This window comes from Geitlerinema sp. PCC 7407, assembly GCF_000317045.1.
Lineage (GTDB): Bacteria > Cyanobacteriota > Cyanobacteriia > PCC-7407 > PCC-7407 > PCC-7407.
On the sequence record NC_019703.1, the window covers coordinates 3,502,376 to 3,518,596 of the forward strand.

12 protein-coding genes are annotated in these 16,221 nt (G+C 56.6%); 2 read left to right on the plus strand and 10 right to left on the minus strand.

What is annotated here, in order from left to right; all coding sequences use genetic code 11:
* The 4 genes from GEI7407_RS14185 to GEI7407_RS14200 all read right to left on the minus strand — a co-directional run bounded on the left by GEI7407_RS14185 (position 1) and on the right by GEI7407_RS14200 (position 4,106).
* Complete coding sequence (locus tag GEI7407_RS14185) at positions 1-813, minus strand: ABC transporter permease (RefSeq protein ID WP_015172887.1); 813 nt, start codon at positions 811-813, stop codon at positions 1-3.
* Positions 814-854: 41 nt separating this feature from the next.
* Positions 855-1,718: an ABC transporter permease gene (locus GEI7407_RS14190; protein ID WP_223294554.1), complete on the minus strand. Its 864-nt coding sequence runs from the start codon at positions 1,716-1,718 to the stop codon at positions 855-857.
* 87 nt (positions 1,719-1,805) lie between these two features.
* Positions 1,806-2,936 (minus strand): PotD/PotF family extracellular solute-binding protein, encoded by a 1,131-nt coding sequence (locus tag GEI7407_RS14195; protein ID WP_015172889.1) that lies wholly within the window; start codon positions 2,934-2,936, stop codon positions 1,806-1,808.
* A gap of 45 nt (positions 2,937-2,981) precedes the next feature.
* Positions 2,982-4,106 (minus strand): ABC transporter ATP-binding protein, encoded by a 1,125-nt coding sequence (locus GEI7407_RS14200; protein ID WP_015172890.1) that lies wholly within the window; start codon positions 4,104-4,106, stop codon positions 2,982-2,984.
* Positions 4,107-5,038: 932 nt separating this feature from the next.
* Between GEI7407_RS14200 and mrdA the strand changes: the two genes are divergently transcribed.
* Positions 5,039-6,835, plus strand: coding sequence for a penicillin-binding protein 2 (gene mrdA / locus GEI7407_RS14205; RefSeq protein WP_015172891.1), 1,797 nt, complete (start codon positions 5,039-5,041; stop codon positions 6,833-6,835).
* Positions 6,836-7,979: 1,144 nt separating this feature from the next.
* Here the strand turns inward: mrdA and GEI7407_RS14210 are convergent.
* The 5 genes from GEI7407_RS14210 to GEI7407_RS14230 all read right to left on the minus strand — a co-directional run bounded on the left by GEI7407_RS14210 (position 7,980) and on the right by GEI7407_RS14230 (position 12,836).
* Positions 7,980-8,318 carry a hypothetical protein gene (locus tag GEI7407_RS14210; RefSeq protein WP_015172893.1) on the minus strand — a complete coding sequence of 113 codons (339 nt, stop codon included), beginning with the start codon at positions 8,316-8,318 and terminating at the stop codon, positions 7,980-7,982.
* A gap of 537 nt (positions 8,319-8,855) precedes the next feature.
* The gene (locus tag GEI7407_RS14215; protein ID WP_015172894.1) at positions 8,856-9,719 is read right to left on the minus strand and encodes an SDH family Clp fold serine proteinase; all 864 of its coding nucleotides are present in this window, start codon (positions 9,717-9,719) and stop codon (positions 8,856-8,858) included.
* An 82-nt stretch (positions 9,720-9,801) separates the two neighbouring features.
* A complete protein-coding gene (locus tag GEI7407_RS14220) occupies positions 9,802-10,521 on the minus strand; it encodes a hypothetical protein (RefSeq protein ID WP_015172895.1) in 720 nt (239 codons plus the stop codon).
* 4 nt (positions 10,522-10,525) lie between these two features.
* Positions 10,526-11,935: an AAA family ATPase gene (locus GEI7407_RS14225; RefSeq protein WP_041269088.1), complete on the minus strand. Its 1,410-nt coding sequence runs from the start codon at positions 11,933-11,935 to the stop codon at positions 10,526-10,528.
* Between the two features lie 463 nt (positions 11,936-12,398).
* Positions 12,399-12,836, minus strand: a complete 438-nt coding sequence (locus GEI7407_RS14230) for an HHL1-like protein (protein ID WP_015172897.1) — start codon at positions 12,834-12,836, stop codon at positions 12,399-12,401.
* A gap of 108 nt (positions 12,837-12,944) precedes the next feature.
* Here GEI7407_RS14230 and GEI7407_RS14235 point away from each other — a divergent pair, with 108 nt between their 5' ends.
* The gene (locus tag GEI7407_RS14235; RefSeq protein ID WP_015172898.1) at positions 12,945-13,238 is read left to right on the plus strand and encodes a DUF4090 family protein; all 294 of its coding nucleotides are present in this window, start codon (positions 12,945-12,947) and stop codon (positions 13,236-13,238) included.
* A 66-nt stretch (positions 13,239-13,304) separates the two neighbouring features.
* On the opposite strand, the gene ileS is transcribed toward GEI7407_RS14235, so the two are convergent.
* Entirely contained in the window at positions 13,305-16,184 is a 2,880-nt protein-coding gene (gene ileS / locus GEI7407_RS14240; RefSeq protein ID WP_015172899.1) for an isoleucine--tRNA ligase, read from the minus strand.
* Positions 16,185-16,221 lie beyond the last annotated feature (37 nt).

Consider the following 16,221-nt stretch of genomic DNA (forward strand, 5'->3'; position numbering starts at 1 on the left):
CTAGCGGCGCGATCGCCGCTGCTCCCCGCGATAGCGGATCACCTCACCCACCGACGCCACCAGCCCCGACGCCATAATCAAAATCACGCTCAGGGCATTCACGTCTGGCTTGACCCCCGTGCGGATGCGGCTAAAAATCTCCAGAGGCAGCGTCGTCGCGCCGCTCCCCGACGTGAAGCTGGCAATCAAAAAGTCATCGAGACTCAGCACAAAGGCCAGCAAGCAGCCCGAAACAATGGCCGGCATCAGCTCCGGCAGCAGCACCTGGATCAGCGCCTCCGTCGGCGTCGCCCCCAAATCGAGGGCCGCTTCTTCGAGGTGCGGATCGAGCTTGGAAAAGCGCGTCGAGACGACGATCGCCACGTAGGACAGGCAAAACACCACGTGGGCCGCCACAATCGTCCAAAGACTCAGGGGAATGGCCGCCACCGCCAAAAAAATCAGGGTCGCCACCGCAATGGCAATATCTGGAATGATCAGCGGCAGATAGGAAAGGCCGCGATAGAGCGTCTTGCCCCAGAAGTCGTAGCGGGATAGGCCCACGGCCATCAGGGTGCCAAGGACTGCCGAGATACCCACCGCACAGATCGCCACCACCAGGCTATTTTGCAGCGCCGTCAAGATGCGCGCATCCCGAAAGAGCTGCTGGTACCACTGGAGGGTGAATCCTTCCCAAGCCGCACTGTAGGGCGATCGGTTGACGCTGTAGACAGACAGCACGCCGATGGGCAGGTACATAAACAAAAACAGCAGTCCCGCCATGACCCAAAGCCACGATCGCCGACAGACCTCTAGTAACCAAGCTGCGTTCATAACCGTCTGTGCCAATACGTCAGAGAACGGGCGATCGCGCCCTAGCGGCGGGGCGTTGGGTCCCCGTATTTCACCAGCAGCGCCACCGCCAAACTGATGACCAAAATAATCACCATACTGAGGGACGAGCCAAAGCCCCAATTCTGCGTCGCCCCCAGAAACTGGTTATAGATCAGGCGCGCAAGGGTCATGCTCGACGCTCCCCCCAGCAGCTCCGGATCCACAAAGTCGCCCAAGCTCGCGATAAACACCAGCAAGCAGCCCGCCGTAATGCCGGGCCAAGTCTGGGGAATCGTTATGCGCCAAAAGGCCGTGATCGGCGCGGCTCCCAGATCCGACGCCGCCTCCAGAAGCCGCCGATCTAGCTTCTCCAGAGATGCGTAGAGAATCAGCACCATGTAGGGCAAAAAGCTGTAGCTCATGCCGATGTAAACCGCGCCCGTTTGATTGAGCAGGTCCAGCGGCGGCAGGCTCAGGGCCGCCAAAACACTGTTGAGGAGGCCTGTGGGGCGCAAAATGGTGATCCAGGCATAGCTGCGCAGCAGCGAAGAGGTCCACAGGGGCAGGATAAACGCCAGCAGCAGCAGGTTGCGCCACCGCTTGGGCACCACCAAGGCGATCCAGTAGGCCACCGGAAAGCCGAAAACCAGACACACCAAGGTCGTGACCGCCGCAAAGTCGAGGGACCGCTTGATCACGTTCAGATAGACCGGCTGAAAAATCTGGAGATAGTTCTCGAGGCCCGAGGGGTTCACCACCTGGCCGGGGCGAATTCCGGGCACCAAGCTCAGCTCAAAGATCACCAGGGTCGGCAGCACCAGCAGCAGCAGCAGCCACAAACCGGATGGCCCCAGGAGCGCCACCGGGCCAAGCCATTCAGGCCAGCGCCGCTCGGGGGGAGCGATCGCCTCCGGCTCAGATTGGGAATCGGGGGGGTGCAGAAGTCTAGACACAGAGGTTTGAAGCCGGGTAGAGAAAACTGGGGTTGACCACTAGCCGCTGGTGAGGCGGTTCCAGTAGCGCTCATAAAGCTCGATCGCTCCGCTCACCGGCGCGATGCCTTCACAGCGGGCCAGGACCTGATCCGGGGGAAATAGCCCCGGATCGTTGCGTAGCTCGGTCGGTAGCAGATCGGCCGCAGCGCGACTCGGCGGCGTGAAGCCTAGGCGCTGGCACAAATCGACTAGCACGCTGGGCTGCATCATGAAATTGAGCCAGGCGTAGGCGGCCTCGACATTGGGCGCAGACTTGGGGATCACCATGGTGTCGACCCACAGAGAAGAACCGCTCTGGGGAATTAGGTACTCCAGGTCTGGGTTCTCTTCGGTGACGAGCTGAGCGTCGCTAGAGTAGCTCATGGCGATCAGCAAGTCTCCGGTAATGATTTGGCTGCGCCATGCGTCGGAGGTAAAGGAGGCGATCGCCGGTTTGAGCTTCACGAGCTCCTCGTAGGCCGCCTCTAGCTGGGCGGGATCCTCCGCATTGTAGGAGTACCCCAGCATTCGCAGCGTCGCCCCCATCACCTCCCGCATGTCATTGAGGAGGGTGATCCGCCGGGAAAGCATGGGCTGATTGTCCCAGAGATAGCGCCAGTCCTCCGGCACCGTTTGCAGCTTGCGACGGTTGTAGACCAGTCCGGTGGTTCCCCAGCTCATCGGCACGCTGTGGCGATTGCCGGGGTCATAGCGGGGATCTTGGAACTGCTCGAACAGCTCCGTCAGGCCGCTCAGGCGCGAGGTCTCCAGCTCTCGCAGCAGCCCCAGCTCGAGCATGCGCCGCACCATATAGTCGGACGGGTAAATAATGCTGTAGGCCGCGCCTCCGCCCGCCTGGAGCTTGGCCAGCATCGCCTCATTAGAGTCGTACACATCCGCAATCACCTCAATGCCGGTTTGCTCGCGGAAGGCGTTGAGGAGGGCTTGGTCGGTGTAGCTCGACCAAGTGAAGATATGCAGGCGATCGCTCTCTCCCTGGGGAACCGCCTGCGTGCGGACATTCGCCAACGTCCAGCCACAGCCCGAGAGCGCCGCCGCTGACAGCGCTGCCGCTGAAGTTCGCAAAAATTGACGACGACTCGAAGGCAGGCGAGGGGGCCGATTCGGTCGCGGTCTTGTTGGAGGCACGCTCTTTTTCCTCTAAACCATCAATGAAGGGGCGTTTAAGGGGCGTCAGGCAGCCAGCACCAGGCAGTCCGATGCGGCCCAGTAGACATAGACGGTGCTGTCATAGGCCGGCAAACTGCTGTTGTTGGGCTGCAGGATCGTCAGGCGATCGCCCGATTGGAGCTCCACCAAACACTGCACATGGGTCCCCAAATACATCACATGCTTCAGACGCCCCTCAAAGCAATTGGCTTGGGCATTGGGCGAATAGGGACTAATCTGAATTTTCTCGGGGCGCACACTGACCATCACAGGCAGCGCCACCCCCTTGGCCTCTAGCTCACCAGGAGACGCAGCAACCTGCAGCCCCGTCTCTGTCTCCACCTGGAGCAGCGTGCTGTCCACCGTCGCCACTCGGCCCTTCAGCAAATTCGTATCTCCAATAAAATCCGCCACAAACGGCGTTTGAGGGCGCTCGTAAATTTCCGTGGGAGAGCCGATCTGCTCGATACGTCCCTCATTCATCACCGCGATGCGATCGGACAGGCTCAGGGCCTCCTCCTGATCGTGGGTCACCATGATGAACGTCACCCCCAGCTGGCGCTGCAAATTCGACAGCTCCACCTGCATCTCCTTGCGCAGCTTGAAGTCTAGAGCGGCTAGGGGCTCATCCAGCAGGACCACCGCCGGACGATTGACCAGCGCCCGCGCCAAAGCCACCCGCTGCTGCTGGCCCCCCGATAGCTGGGAAGGATAGCGGCCTGCGTAGGCTTCCATCTTGACCAGGCGCAGAGCCTCCTGGACCCGCAGGCGAATTTCTCCGCGGCGACACTTTTTGATCCGCAACCCAAAGGCAATGTTTTCTTGGACCGTCAGGTGATTAAACAGGGCGTAGCTCTGAAAGACCGTATTGACAGGGCGCCGGTAGGCAGGCGTATTGATCATGGACTGCTGACAAATCAGCACCTCGCCCGCCGAAGGCATCTCAAAGCCTGCAATCAGGCGCAGGGTGGTTGTCTTGCCGCAGCCGGACGGCCCCAAAATACTGAAGAATTCTCCGCGCTGGACCGCGAGGTCAATGCCGCAAACCGCTGTTTCGCCATGAAAGATCTTGAAGACTTTACGCAGCTCAACATCTAGCAGCGAGTCTGCTGTACTAAGACGCTGATTCTGTGTGGCAGTCTGAGACATAGTGATGATCCCCCGCCATGATTCCCTGAGACACGGAGCGCTGGCCCCGAAGTGACCGCGCGCTTTTGCTGAATCGTTGATGTCAGATTAATGCCTCACATTGTGGGCCGAGAATTTCGCTCAAGCAATGGAGGTGGCACCCGTGATCTGGACTGCGCAGCTCTGCGTTAGCGCACTGCTGGCGATCGCGCACTCGTCCATAAGTTTCCCTTAGAAAACCCCGAAATTCATATATACCAGCAATAAATCATTATTAAGTGCTGGATTCAGTGCTGTCCCCTGCAGACTGCGGGCTCAGGGCATCGCAATTTTTAGCGCGGCTCACTTCATGCTGTGACTATCAACGAACCTCGAAATTTTCCCTGGAAATCAAAATACCGAGTGGCGTGTAGCGTCAGTCGCTTCACCACATCCCACGCCCAAAAGTGGTGGGCTTTGCTTGAAGCTCTGTAAACTGAATGACAGAACTTCCGGCAAAGTCTGTCCTTTTTCTGAGAGAGCATCGTGTGCGGACGCTTTCTAGCGTCGTTGTCTCTTGGTACCCTTTCCCTAGCTTCTTTGACCTCCTTAGATAGAAGACACTCGCAGCGCTAGAGCAGCATTATTTCCCAAGGCCCGCTAGGGGGTGGTCTTGGCCGATGAACTAGCAACCTCGAGTCACCAAGGGTAAAATTTGGACTTCGCCTAGTTGATCAGCTTTGAAGAACGAAAATTAGGAACGAAAAATAAAAATTCGTTTTGGTTATTGAAGGAATCCCCTGAACAAGACGCTGTCCAGGGTGCGAGAAAGAGGCCAGACCGCCTTTCCTTCCGTTTCTTTCGCTAGTCGCGCCAAATCCCCTACACCTTGATCGTAGGAGTCCCCCTAGATAGGCGATCGCAGCCTTTTCGCTGCGGACTCCAACCCTCGTGTTCCCTCACCCTGCGCACCTATGACCCTCACCAGACCTCCTCTCAGCAAGCAGCCAACGGCCAATCCCCGCACCGTCGGACAGCGCTTTCAATCCCTGATTGTCATGCTGATGGTAAGCCTGCTGTTCGCCGGAGGGCTGGCCGCCCGTCTCGCCTACCTCCAGCTCATCGAAGGGCCTCGCAATCGCCAGCTCGCTGACAACAACCGCATTCGCCTGATTCCCAAGCAGCCCGAGCGCGGCCGCATCCTCGATCGCAACGGCAAAGAACTCGCAGGCAGTCGCCTCTCCTACTCTGTCTTCCTATGGCCGATCGCCCTCAACGAAAAAAATCGGTCCCAGACCCTCAAGCGGCTGTCCACCATCATCAAAGTTCCCGAGGCCGAAATCCAGAAGCGCCTTGACCAGGCAGGCTACAACTCTCCCTTCTTGGTGCGCGTTGCCCGAGGCATCAGCCCCGCCCAGGTAACCGCCATCGAAGAGTTTAGCCATGAGCTAGCAGGCGTTGAGGTCGACGCAGAAGCCGTCCGCTACTACCCCAACGGCGATCTGGCCGCTCACGTCTTGGGCTACACCGGCGAGATGAGCGACGAGGAGCTCGATCGCCGCCGCGACGAAGGCTATCGCCTAGGGGACGTGATTGGTCAGATGGGCGTTGAGGCAGCCTTTGAGGACCGGCTGCGGGGAGAATGGGGCGGTCAGCAGGTGGAGGTCGACGGCACCGGCCAAGTGGTGCGGATCTTGGGCGAAAAACCCACCCGGGCTGGCGGCGACGTGCGTCTGACCCTGGATGTGGACTTGCAAAAGGCCGCTGAGGCTGCCCTAGGGGATACCCAAGGGGCGATCGTGGCCATTGATCCCAACAATGGGGCCGTGTTGGCAATGGTCAGCCGCCCTACCTACGATCCGAACCTGTTCTCAACGCGCATTTCCGAGGAGCAGTGGCAGCGTCTCCAAAGCGAGGACACGCCCTTTGTCAACCGCGCGCTGCAGGGCTTTCCGCCAGCCAGCACCTTCAAGATCGTCACGACGGCGGCGGCGATCGAGTCTGGCAAGTATTCTGCCGACACCGTGCTGCCGACCTATCCCTACATCCAGGCAGGCGGCATTCAGTTTTGGGACTGGAACCGGGCAGGCTTTGGCCCCCAAGGCTTTGCAGGCGCCCTGAAGTGGAGCAGCGACACGTTCTTCTACCAGATCGCCATGGGCATCCAAGGCCCCACGCTGATCGAGTGGACCCGGCGCTTTGGCTTTGGGCGCAAAACGGGCATCGAGCTGTCCAATGAGGAGGCAGCGGGTCTGGTGCCTGACGATGCCTGGAAGCGCAAAGAGCTCAATGAAGGCTGGTTCTTGGGCGACTCGATCAACATGTCGATCGGTCAAGGCTTCTTGCAGTCGACGCCGCTGCAAGTAGCGGTCATGTTCGCCGTTCCAGCCAACGGCGGCTACCTCGTCAAACCCCATGTTCTCAAAGACAATGAGGCCTCGCGGAACTGGCGTCAGTCCCTGGATCTGGAGCCTGAAACCCTAGACGTGATTCGCCAAGGCCTGCGGGATGTTGTGGACGGAGGCACCGGGGAAGCCCTCAACGTTTCCAATCTGCCACTGGTGGCGGGCAAGTCCGGCACGGCTGAAGACCCGCCCAGACCGTCTCACACCTGGTTTGGAGCCTACGCACCGCTGGACAAACCTGAGATCGTGGTAGTGGCGTTTGGGGAAAACTCGGGCAGCGGCGGGGGCGCCTTTGCGGCTCCCAAGGTGCGCCAAGTTCTGGAAGCCTATTTCAACAATCCGAAGCGTCGCCAACAAGGACAATAGGCTTTGGGGAGTCGCGAGACCGAGGACAGAGGGTTTGGCTGCAAACTTTTTGGCTGTGACTCAGGGTGCGCAGGTTTCATTTTGCTTTCGTGACATACTCCTACGCTGATACTGACGCATACAGCGTAGGCTTCTCAGTGACCCCTGCTATTGCATCGGGCGTATCCTGAGCTTTACTTTGAGTCCACGGAATGCCCTACCGCAGACTTTGAACAAGTACCAAAGTATGTTCAACCTCGGTACTGTCAAAGTTTTACGCATCCACAGAAACAGGAATTCGCTATTACTGGATGCAACCGCGTACTTTGAGTTGTCGTGGTTCAGATTTTAGGGCGGCGATTAGCTCAAACCCTTGCCCTGACTATATCACACCTACTTTGTGCCATGAAAGATTTGCTCGTTTCCTCCCCCTTCCCTTCCCGCGCCTGGGGCATAGGTCAGGGGAGCGTCGTCATCTCACTCGCATTCATCTCACGCCAAGCCAAGGATGATGGCGTGAGGCTTCTGCTGCTTTAGCTAAAATGGAGATTTGGAGAGAAGTGCTAGCCTGTGCCAACCTAGAAGAAGCGTCTACCTACTGGTACATATCTAGGCTCCTTAAAGCCACTAAACTAGACTGAATAACTCTTCTATAAAGTGGCAACTATTGCCCTTCTCTTTATCCATCCTGTTCTGTTCAGCAGGGTCGCAGCAGCAATCTGTATGAGCCAGTCATTTGCGTCTTTTTTCACTGTTTACGAGACCAAAGACGCGATCGAACTTCACCCCGGTTGCCGCGATATCCAGGATGTTCGCGTCATTTGTAGCTGCTTGTCTTACGAGAGTGCTTGTACGATCGCTCAGCTGTCAGCCAACCTCAAGCAGCTGCCTGTTTTAGACTATGTCGTGAGTGGCGCTCTATCTTCGGATAATCCTTCAACAGTCAGCTAGTCCCCAGGCTATGCCTCCCTTGATCTTGGCGATCAAGGGATGACCATCGGCTGCTGTCAAAGTTTTTTACTGCGACCTTGAATCACTCCACTGGGTAGCAAAGTTTTGCTTCCTCTTTGCTGCTTCTCAAAGGACTATTTTGAGTTCGTTGAGAGATTTTCTGTCTCAGGGTATCGATGTTCGCTGCGCTGCCAAACGCAAGCGAGTCTGGACGCTACTGACTCTGCTGGTAGCGGCGCAAGGCTGCCCGGAAATTGTTCTTGCTAACCTTTTCTCCTAGGGCCAGGGAAAGCGATCGCCAAAGACGCGCTCCTACATCCCGGATATAGCCAGCGTCATAACCAGAAGCATGGGCAATCTCCAGGTAGGAATGGCCGTCCCAAGCATGGCGGAAGATCACTTCCTGAATATCGGTCAAGCCTCGCGATTCATTGCTTTTCAACAGGTTATCTACAATCTCAAGTGCTTCCTGAACAGTCATGGACTCCAAGACCCTAAAATTTTCTGGAAAGAGAGTTAGCTCTTCCAGCCGATGCAGTTCTTCCGTTTTCATCTAGAATCTGCAGCAAAGCGACCGCACAATTGTCGGAGACCTACCCCAAAGACTCGATTCCTAGAATTTCTTGTGCATCATAAATGCTAGTTACTTGTATTTTCCATCTTGGAAAGCTTTCAATTAGTTAAAAAGCCCTAAAAAGCAAACTTTTTCTGACATTTTCAAGCTTTTAATTACAGAGAGATTACTTAATGTCACTTGCTAGATTGGACCAACTCTTACCAAATCTACATAAGTTTCTATGGAATTCTAGGCAGTCCATGATTTCAGGATATATCCGGACACTATTGGGCGATATCAGCATTTTTCAGGAGAATGACGGCCAAATTTGACGGCGATCGCCATTAAGTGTTGCAGCAATTTTTACCGTTGTAGGGGTTTGGCAGAAGCGATCGCCGCTGACTGCATTGCTCTTATGCAGTTAATGCAAGTCATTTTGGGCATGGTCCACACTTCTTGATGACTGAGGCTGCTCAGGATTCCCAACCGGCCGTACACCAGCCTACGGCTACACTCAAGGCAGCAAAACCACTTTTAACTTTTTTTCTCCGGCGGCATCATGGGGCGAGATTCATAGGGCAGCGGAATGTACTGCACCGTCGGACGATTGTTTTGGGGCTGCGGATAGAGGTCCATCAGGGCATAGATAATTTTGGGTAAGCCGGCCGTCACTGGCAGCCCTAGCGCTGTCGCCTCCTCCACCGGGATTGGGTAGTCGTGGGTCACACGACCGGTCGTCAGGGCCTCAACAATCTCGTCGATCTTCTCTGGCGAAATCTTTTGGCGCGGCATGTCGTCCTCGAGCAGCGTTCGCACGAAGCGCTGAACTTGATTAATCGCCTTGCGCGACAGGTCCGCCATGATTAACGTTTGATCCTCGACGGCGCTGACGGGCTTTTGCTCAATGACCCGCAGCACGCTGGCCGCCGGGAAGTTGCCGAGCTGCGGATCCACTGGTCCCAAAACCGCATTTTCATCCATGACAATCTCATCGGCGGCAAGGGCCAGCATCGTACCGCCGCTCATGGCGTAGTGAGGCACAAAGACGGTGACCTTAGCAGAATGACGCAGCAGGGCCCGGGCAATCTGCTCTGTGGCTAATACCAATCCACCCGGTGTATGCAAAATCAAGTCGATGGGGACGTCCGGCGGGGTCAGGCGAATCGCGCGCAGCACCTGCTCTGAGTCCTCGATGCTGATAAAGCGGGAGACCGGAATACCCAGCAGGCTGATCGATTCTTGACGATGGATCAGCAAGATTGCGCGGCTGTTGCGCTGCTGCTCAAACTCGCGAATGCACTGGACTCGACGGCGCTCTAAGGCCCGACGCTGAATTAGCGGCTGAAGAGAGCTTAGAACCAAAAAAATCCAAAAAAGGTCAAAGAAGTGGAAATTCATGCATTTAGACTATAAAGCCTGTTTTTTTGACCATTATTTCACTGCGATCGCCCCAGGCAAGCTGTCTACGGCCCGAGGGGCTCTATCCTCCGCAGGCATCTACGATTGCTAGCAGAGTATCTGCGCCGAGGCCATGGCCTTTGAAGCGGGCTTTCAGATCTTTGAGGGATTTGAATTCGCTTTTCTTGCGCTCGGCGATCGCGTGTTTGTGGATTTTCTCCGCTGCTTTGCCTTTCACGTTGGCCTGCTGGAGCATCAAGACAAAATCAGGGGACTGAGGATTATTGAAGACTTCTAGCGGCTTGATTGGCTTTGGCAGAGAGTTTTCAACACCCAACATTCGCTCTACCAGCTGTTGATTTTGCTGCAAAAAGTTTTCTCGTAAAGCTGCCAGCTCTTGGGTTAAGTGAGTTTCTAGGTTGGTGATTCGGTGCTCTAGGTTGGCAGCAGGCGCTTGAGGCTGGGCGATCGCCTCTGGTGCAGCAGAACCGGCGGGCGATCGCCCCAAAAGTTCTAGCTGGCTGAGAATCTCAGACTCATGTTTCGCCGCCAGGACAAAAGCATTGACCGTCTCTCCCTTTCGGGAGTCTTTTTGTTTTGCTTTTGCCGCCGCATAATACTCCAGATGACCTTCAAGGATTTCAAAGCTTTCTAAGCCGGTTCGCTTAAGCACCAGGGGTTTTACTAGGCCACCGCAGGCCAAAATCAGCTCAGCAAGCTGATCAATCGTCGCTTCAGAAAAGTGCGATCGCGGCACACTTGAAGAAATATCTTTGACATCCACGAGCTCAAAACGAATCATTCGCCTACATCCCCATTTTTTCAGCAACTTCCTTGGCCAGCAGCTGAAACTCCTCCGCTGACGGGGAGTCCGGCGCAAACTCTAGTACCGACTTTGGATCCGGAATCTGTAAATCGCCAACCACAATCATTTTGTCCATGCAGTGAGACAGCGCAACACGGTCATAAATCACGCTTTCCATGAGCGGAAACTGGTAGCGATCTACAATAGTTTGGCGCTGCTTGGGAAAAACATATTCCAGAAAGCGAGAATTCGTTGCAATCTTCGACGGCAAAACGCCTAAAATTTGAAGCGAATCTTTGCCAATCATTTCTCGAAACTCATTGGCTTCTTGAACAAAAGTTCGGACATTATTGAGACCTTGATTGGCAAAAGGCTTGAGGTCCGACGGAATAATCAGGTAGTCAGCCGCAATCAGCGCCACCTGGGCATAAAAGTCCCGAGAAGGCGGGGTGTCAATAATCACAATGTCATAGGTTGATTCGACTTGCTTGAGCTTTGATAGAAGTCGAGTTTTGCCGGAGGAGAGGCGATTTAGGGTGTCTTGGACATCAATGAGGGAAACGTGGGCCGGAATTACATCAATTTCGGGCGTGTTGAAAAAGTGCGATCGGCGAGCCACATCACCAATGGAATAGGCGTCTCCAGACTCTAAGACATGGCGAACATTTTTATCTTTTAAGTCGTCATCTTCATCAAACTGAAATTTAATCAATCCCGCAGCAAAGGTAGTATTTGCTTGAGAGTCGAGATCAATGAGCAAAACCTTTTTGCCAAGCTTGCGAAAAGCAGAGGCTAGGTTCACAGAAATCGTGGTTTTTCCGACGCCGCCTTTGTTGTGATAAATCGCGATAACTTTCACAGTTTCTCCTCGTTCTTCAGCCTCCAGCGTCCAGTCTTTTGACACTGGTTCAGGGCGATCGCCCCTATCAGTCGTCGCCAACGGATCAAGATCCCGCGGCCCAACCGTGCCTGCATGTAGATGCGCCAGCGTTTCGCGACCAATCAATGCGCGAATCTGATCAATGTGTGATTCAATCTCTCTGCCTCGGCACTGAAAGACTAAGTGCAAATCTGTTTCAGTTCGAGTAAAAATTCGGATTTCTCGACCATTGGTTAAAAGACCATAGCGAGCATTGAGACTGACCAAATATCGCTTGAGTCTTTGGGAATGCTTGTCGAGATTTTGCTGAGGGCTTTTGGCCTCGATCACGAGGCTCAGTACCCCAACAGAATCCACTACAAAAGGTAGTACCTGAGTCGCGAAAGCCAAGAAGTCGAGACGAATACTGCCAAAGGCAACTTCCTGATACCAGGTATCCGGCGTGTAGCCGAGGGTTGGCAACAGGTATTGAACAATAAATTTGCTTTCAACCTCGCTTTCGTTTCGACACTGCTCTGGATCAAAAGAGATACTCATCAGATCGCGTCAATTATCCCAATGGGGTCCTGGCTGAGTGTCAGGACTCTTTCTAAAGTTCCCATCAAAGGAAAACTCTTAACACCTGGGCGCAATCAGATATGAATCCTTGGAGGACCAGAAGTTAAAAAGACTGGCGTTTAGACACGCCTGAAGCAGGCCCCAGCGCTTTTGGAGAAACGACAAAGAGGGATATCGTCCTTGACTCAAGGGCGATACCCCTCTTTGTGCACACTGAAGATTGACGGAAGATTTGCCGCTGACAGAAGCCATGCCGCTGAAGCGAGTGGGCAGGCTGGCAGGTCAGAGGGTGATTGGGCTAGGACGTGGGCTCGGTTCCAGGGAGGCCCGCCGCTCAGCTCTCAAAAATTTTGGAGGCTCGGATGGGGTGACGTCTGGCCTGGGGTCTCTGGGACGGAGCAAGCACAGGCCAGACATCAGCCTTGAGGATGTGGGTTTAGTCGCGCTTTAGCAGGGAGGTGAAGCGATCGCGCACCTGTGAGAAGACGGACTGGAGAGCGCCCGCTGCGCCGGGGGCGGGCTTTTCGGCCAGCTGCACCGGCTCATCCGGAAACTCCTTGAGGCGGTAGCCGTATTCCAAGTCGTCTGTGTGCTTGCGCAGGTGGGGCGACAGGCGGAAGGCACCCTTGAGGAGCTCGTCTTCGTTCGCGAAGATCGCCTGATTGATTTGGTTGCTGCGGCCAACGGCAATGGAGCCCACCGGGAACCAGTTTTTCTTGCCTCGAACCCGTACAAAGACCACAAACTCTGGCATACCGTCGGACTTCATTTTGTCGTACTGGGAAGCGGCGGCTTGCCGCTTTTCGGCGCTTTTTGCCACCTTTTCCTTTTTCTGAGCATGCTTGGGGGTACCAAAGCCGAGATTGGATGCCATGTTTGGTGTCTCCTAAACGTTATGCAGCAACGTCATTAACAAAAGTTTACTGGATTTTCAGACTTTGTTTTTCGGTAGGATGACTTCGTTCTCTTCGGAGCCATTGTGATGTCTGCTGAAAACAAATCTTCCCTCGGCGCTGACGCCGTTGACGCGGCGATCGCCCAGGGTCTAGACCTCGACGGTACCCCCATTCCAGCCGCCAAGCTCGAGCTCTATAACGAGGTCATGGGCTTTGAGGCGGGTCGCCAGCGCAGCGGTGTGAGCAACACCATGCGATCGCGGATTGTCCGCATCGGCGCCAAGCACCTGCCCCAAGAGGAGCTCAACCAAAAGCTCCTAGCCGCTGACTTCGCACCGCTAAAAGACAAAGAAATCGCCTTCTACTACGGCGGCAAATAAAAACAAAAGCCCCCGCCTTTCAGGAGCGGGGGCTTTGATTTTGGGGTTGTAGTCAGGGCAGCAACCCTAGAAGTTGCCAGCCAGGGCTTCTACGCAGCGATCGCAGATCGTGGGATCTTCTGACGAAACGCCCACCTGGGTCGAGTAGTTCCAGCAGCGATCGCACTTTTCGCCGTCGGCGTTCACCACACCCACGCCCAGGGCATCGGACTGAGACTGGTACTTCAGCTCCGCCAGCGGCCCAGGCGTCTCCAAGAGCTCCACCTGGGAAGCCAGGAAGAGATAGCGCAGCTCATCGACGCCGTTGGCCGCCAGGCTGCTGGCCGGGTTGAGGGCCGTCAGGGTTTGCCGCAGCGACTCGTCTGCCACGTACAGCAGCACCTTCGCCTCCAGGGAGGAGCCAATCATCTTCTCGGCCCGCGCCGTTTCCATGACCTTGTTGACCTCGGTGCGGATGCGGCGCAGCTCCTGCCAGCGCTGGGCGATCTCGGGCTGCTGCCAGCGATCGTCTAGGTGCACCCAGCCTGCCTGAAACACAGACTTGTAAGGGGTGGTGTAGGGCAGCGACTGCCAGATATCTTCGGCCATGTGGCACAGCACCGGGGCGATCGCCCGCGCCAAGCACTCGATCGCCTGGGCCAGCACCGTCTGACAGCTGCGGCGGCGGAAGGCGTCCGGAGCGCTGATGTACAGCCGATCTTTAGCGATGTCGAGGTAGAAGTTCGACAGGTCCACCACGCAGAAATTTTGCACCGTCTGGAAGAAGCGGAAGAACTGGAAGGTCTCAAAGGCGTCCTTCACCTCCGCAAACACCTCCGTCATCCGGTGCAGCATGTAGCGATCAAGCTCAGGCAGCTCGTCGTAGGGCACCGCGTGCTGAGCTGGCTCAAAATCGTGCAGATTGCCCAGCAAGAAGCGAGCCGTGTTGCGGATCTTGCGATACACATCGGCCAGCTGCTTGAGGATGTTCTTGCCCAGGGGGACATCCGAGGAGTAGTCCACCGACGACACCCACAGCCGCAGCACATCCGCGCCGTAGGGGGGGTCTTCTTTCTGGTTTTTGCCCCCTTCGATCACCACTGCCGGGTCAACCACGTTCCCGACGGATTTGCTCATCTTGCGGCCCTGCTCGTCCAGCGTGAAGCCGTGGGTCAAGACCGTCTTGTAGGGAGCGATGCCGTTGACCGCCACGCTCGTCAGCAAGCTGGACTGGAACCAGCCCCGATGCTGGTCCGAGCCCTCGAGGTACAGGTCCGCCGGATAGGTTAGCCCCTCGCGCTGCTGGACCACTGCCGCCCAGGACGATCCAGAGTCAAACCACACGTCCATGGTGTCGGTTCCCTTGCGGTAGCGATGGGCCTCCGCGCGGTGCTGTTCGGGCAGCAGTTCCTCCACCGACAGCTTCCACCAGGCGTCGGAGCCCTGGTCAGCCACGATGGCCTGGACATGGGCGATCGTCTCTGCTGTCATCAGGGCGTCACCGGTCTCCTGGTCATAGAACACCGGAATGGGCACCCCCCAGCTGCGCTGGCGCGAGATACACCAGTCCGATCGTTCGCTGACCATGGAGGTGATGCGGTTTTCGCCCTGGGCCGGGATCCACTTCACCTGGGCGATCGCCTTCAGCGCATCTTCCCGGAAGCCGTCCACCGACGCAAACCACTGCTCCGTCGCCCGGAAAATCGTCGGCTTCTTGGTCCGCCAGTCGTAGGGATATTTGTGAACGTAGGGCTCCTCTTTCAGCAGCGAACCCGCCGCCTTCAGCGCCTCGACCACGGCCCCGTTGCCCTCACCCAGGACGTTTTGGCCCGCAAAAGGCCCCGCCTCCTCCGTGAAGTGGCCGTTGTCATCCACGGGCGAAAAGATCGGCAGCCCGTAGCGCTGACCCACCATGTAGTCTTCTTGGCCGTGGCCCGGCGCCGTGTGGACCAGGCCCGTCCCCGACTCGGTGGTCACATAGTCGCCGCCGATCACGACGGGACTCTCGCGATCGAACAGCGGATGGCGATAGGTGCTGTGCTCCAAGGCCTTACCGGGCACCACCGCCTTCACCGTCAGCGCCTTGCCAAAGGTCTCGGACAGGCGCTCGACCAGATCCGCCGCCACGATCAGATATTTGCGGTTGACCTGGGGCAAGTCGGCCTCAACCACGGCGTACTTCAGGTCCGGGTTCACGCTGACCGCCAGGTTGGCGGGGATGGTCCAGGGCGTCGTGGTCCAGATGGCCACCCCCAGCTCCGGCAGGTACTCGCCGAGGTCTTCTTGGACCGCTGGGGCCAGCCCCGTCATCGGAAAAGCCGCAAACAAGCTGCGGGAGGTGTGGCCTTCGGGGTATTCCAGCTCGGCCTCTGCCAGCGCGGTTTTGGAGCTGGGGCTCCAGTGCACCGGCTTGCGGCCGCGGTAGATGTGCCCTTTCAGGACCATCTGGCCAAACACGCCAAGCTGAGCCGCCTCATACTCGGGCGAGAGGGTGAGGTAGGGATGATCCCAGTCGCCCCAGACGCCGTAGCGCTTGAAGCTTTTGCGCTGCTCTTCGACGGTCTTGAGCGCAAATTTCTTCGCCTTTTCGCGCAGGGTGATGGGAGTCAGGCCCTGGCGCTCTTCGCTGCTCATGGCCTGAAGGACTTTCAGCTCAATGGGCAGCCCGTGGCAGTCCCAGCCGGGGACGTAGGAGATCTTGCGCCCCTGGAGCAGCTGGTACTTGTTGATGATGTCTTTGAGAATCTTGTTGAGAGCGTGCCCAATGTGCAGGGAGCCATTGGCATAGGGGGGGCCGTCGTGGAGAATAAACGGCGCACCTGGATTGTTCTGCGACAGGGTTTCATAAATCTCGTGATCTGCCCAAAACTTTTGCAGCTCGGGCTCACGCTTGACGGCGTTGGCCCGCATGTCGAATTTGGTTTTGGGAAGGTTAACCGTGTCTTTGTAGCTCTTTGCTTCTGTCACAGCCAAATGCCAATGGGGGTCGAGTGTCCTCGCCCCA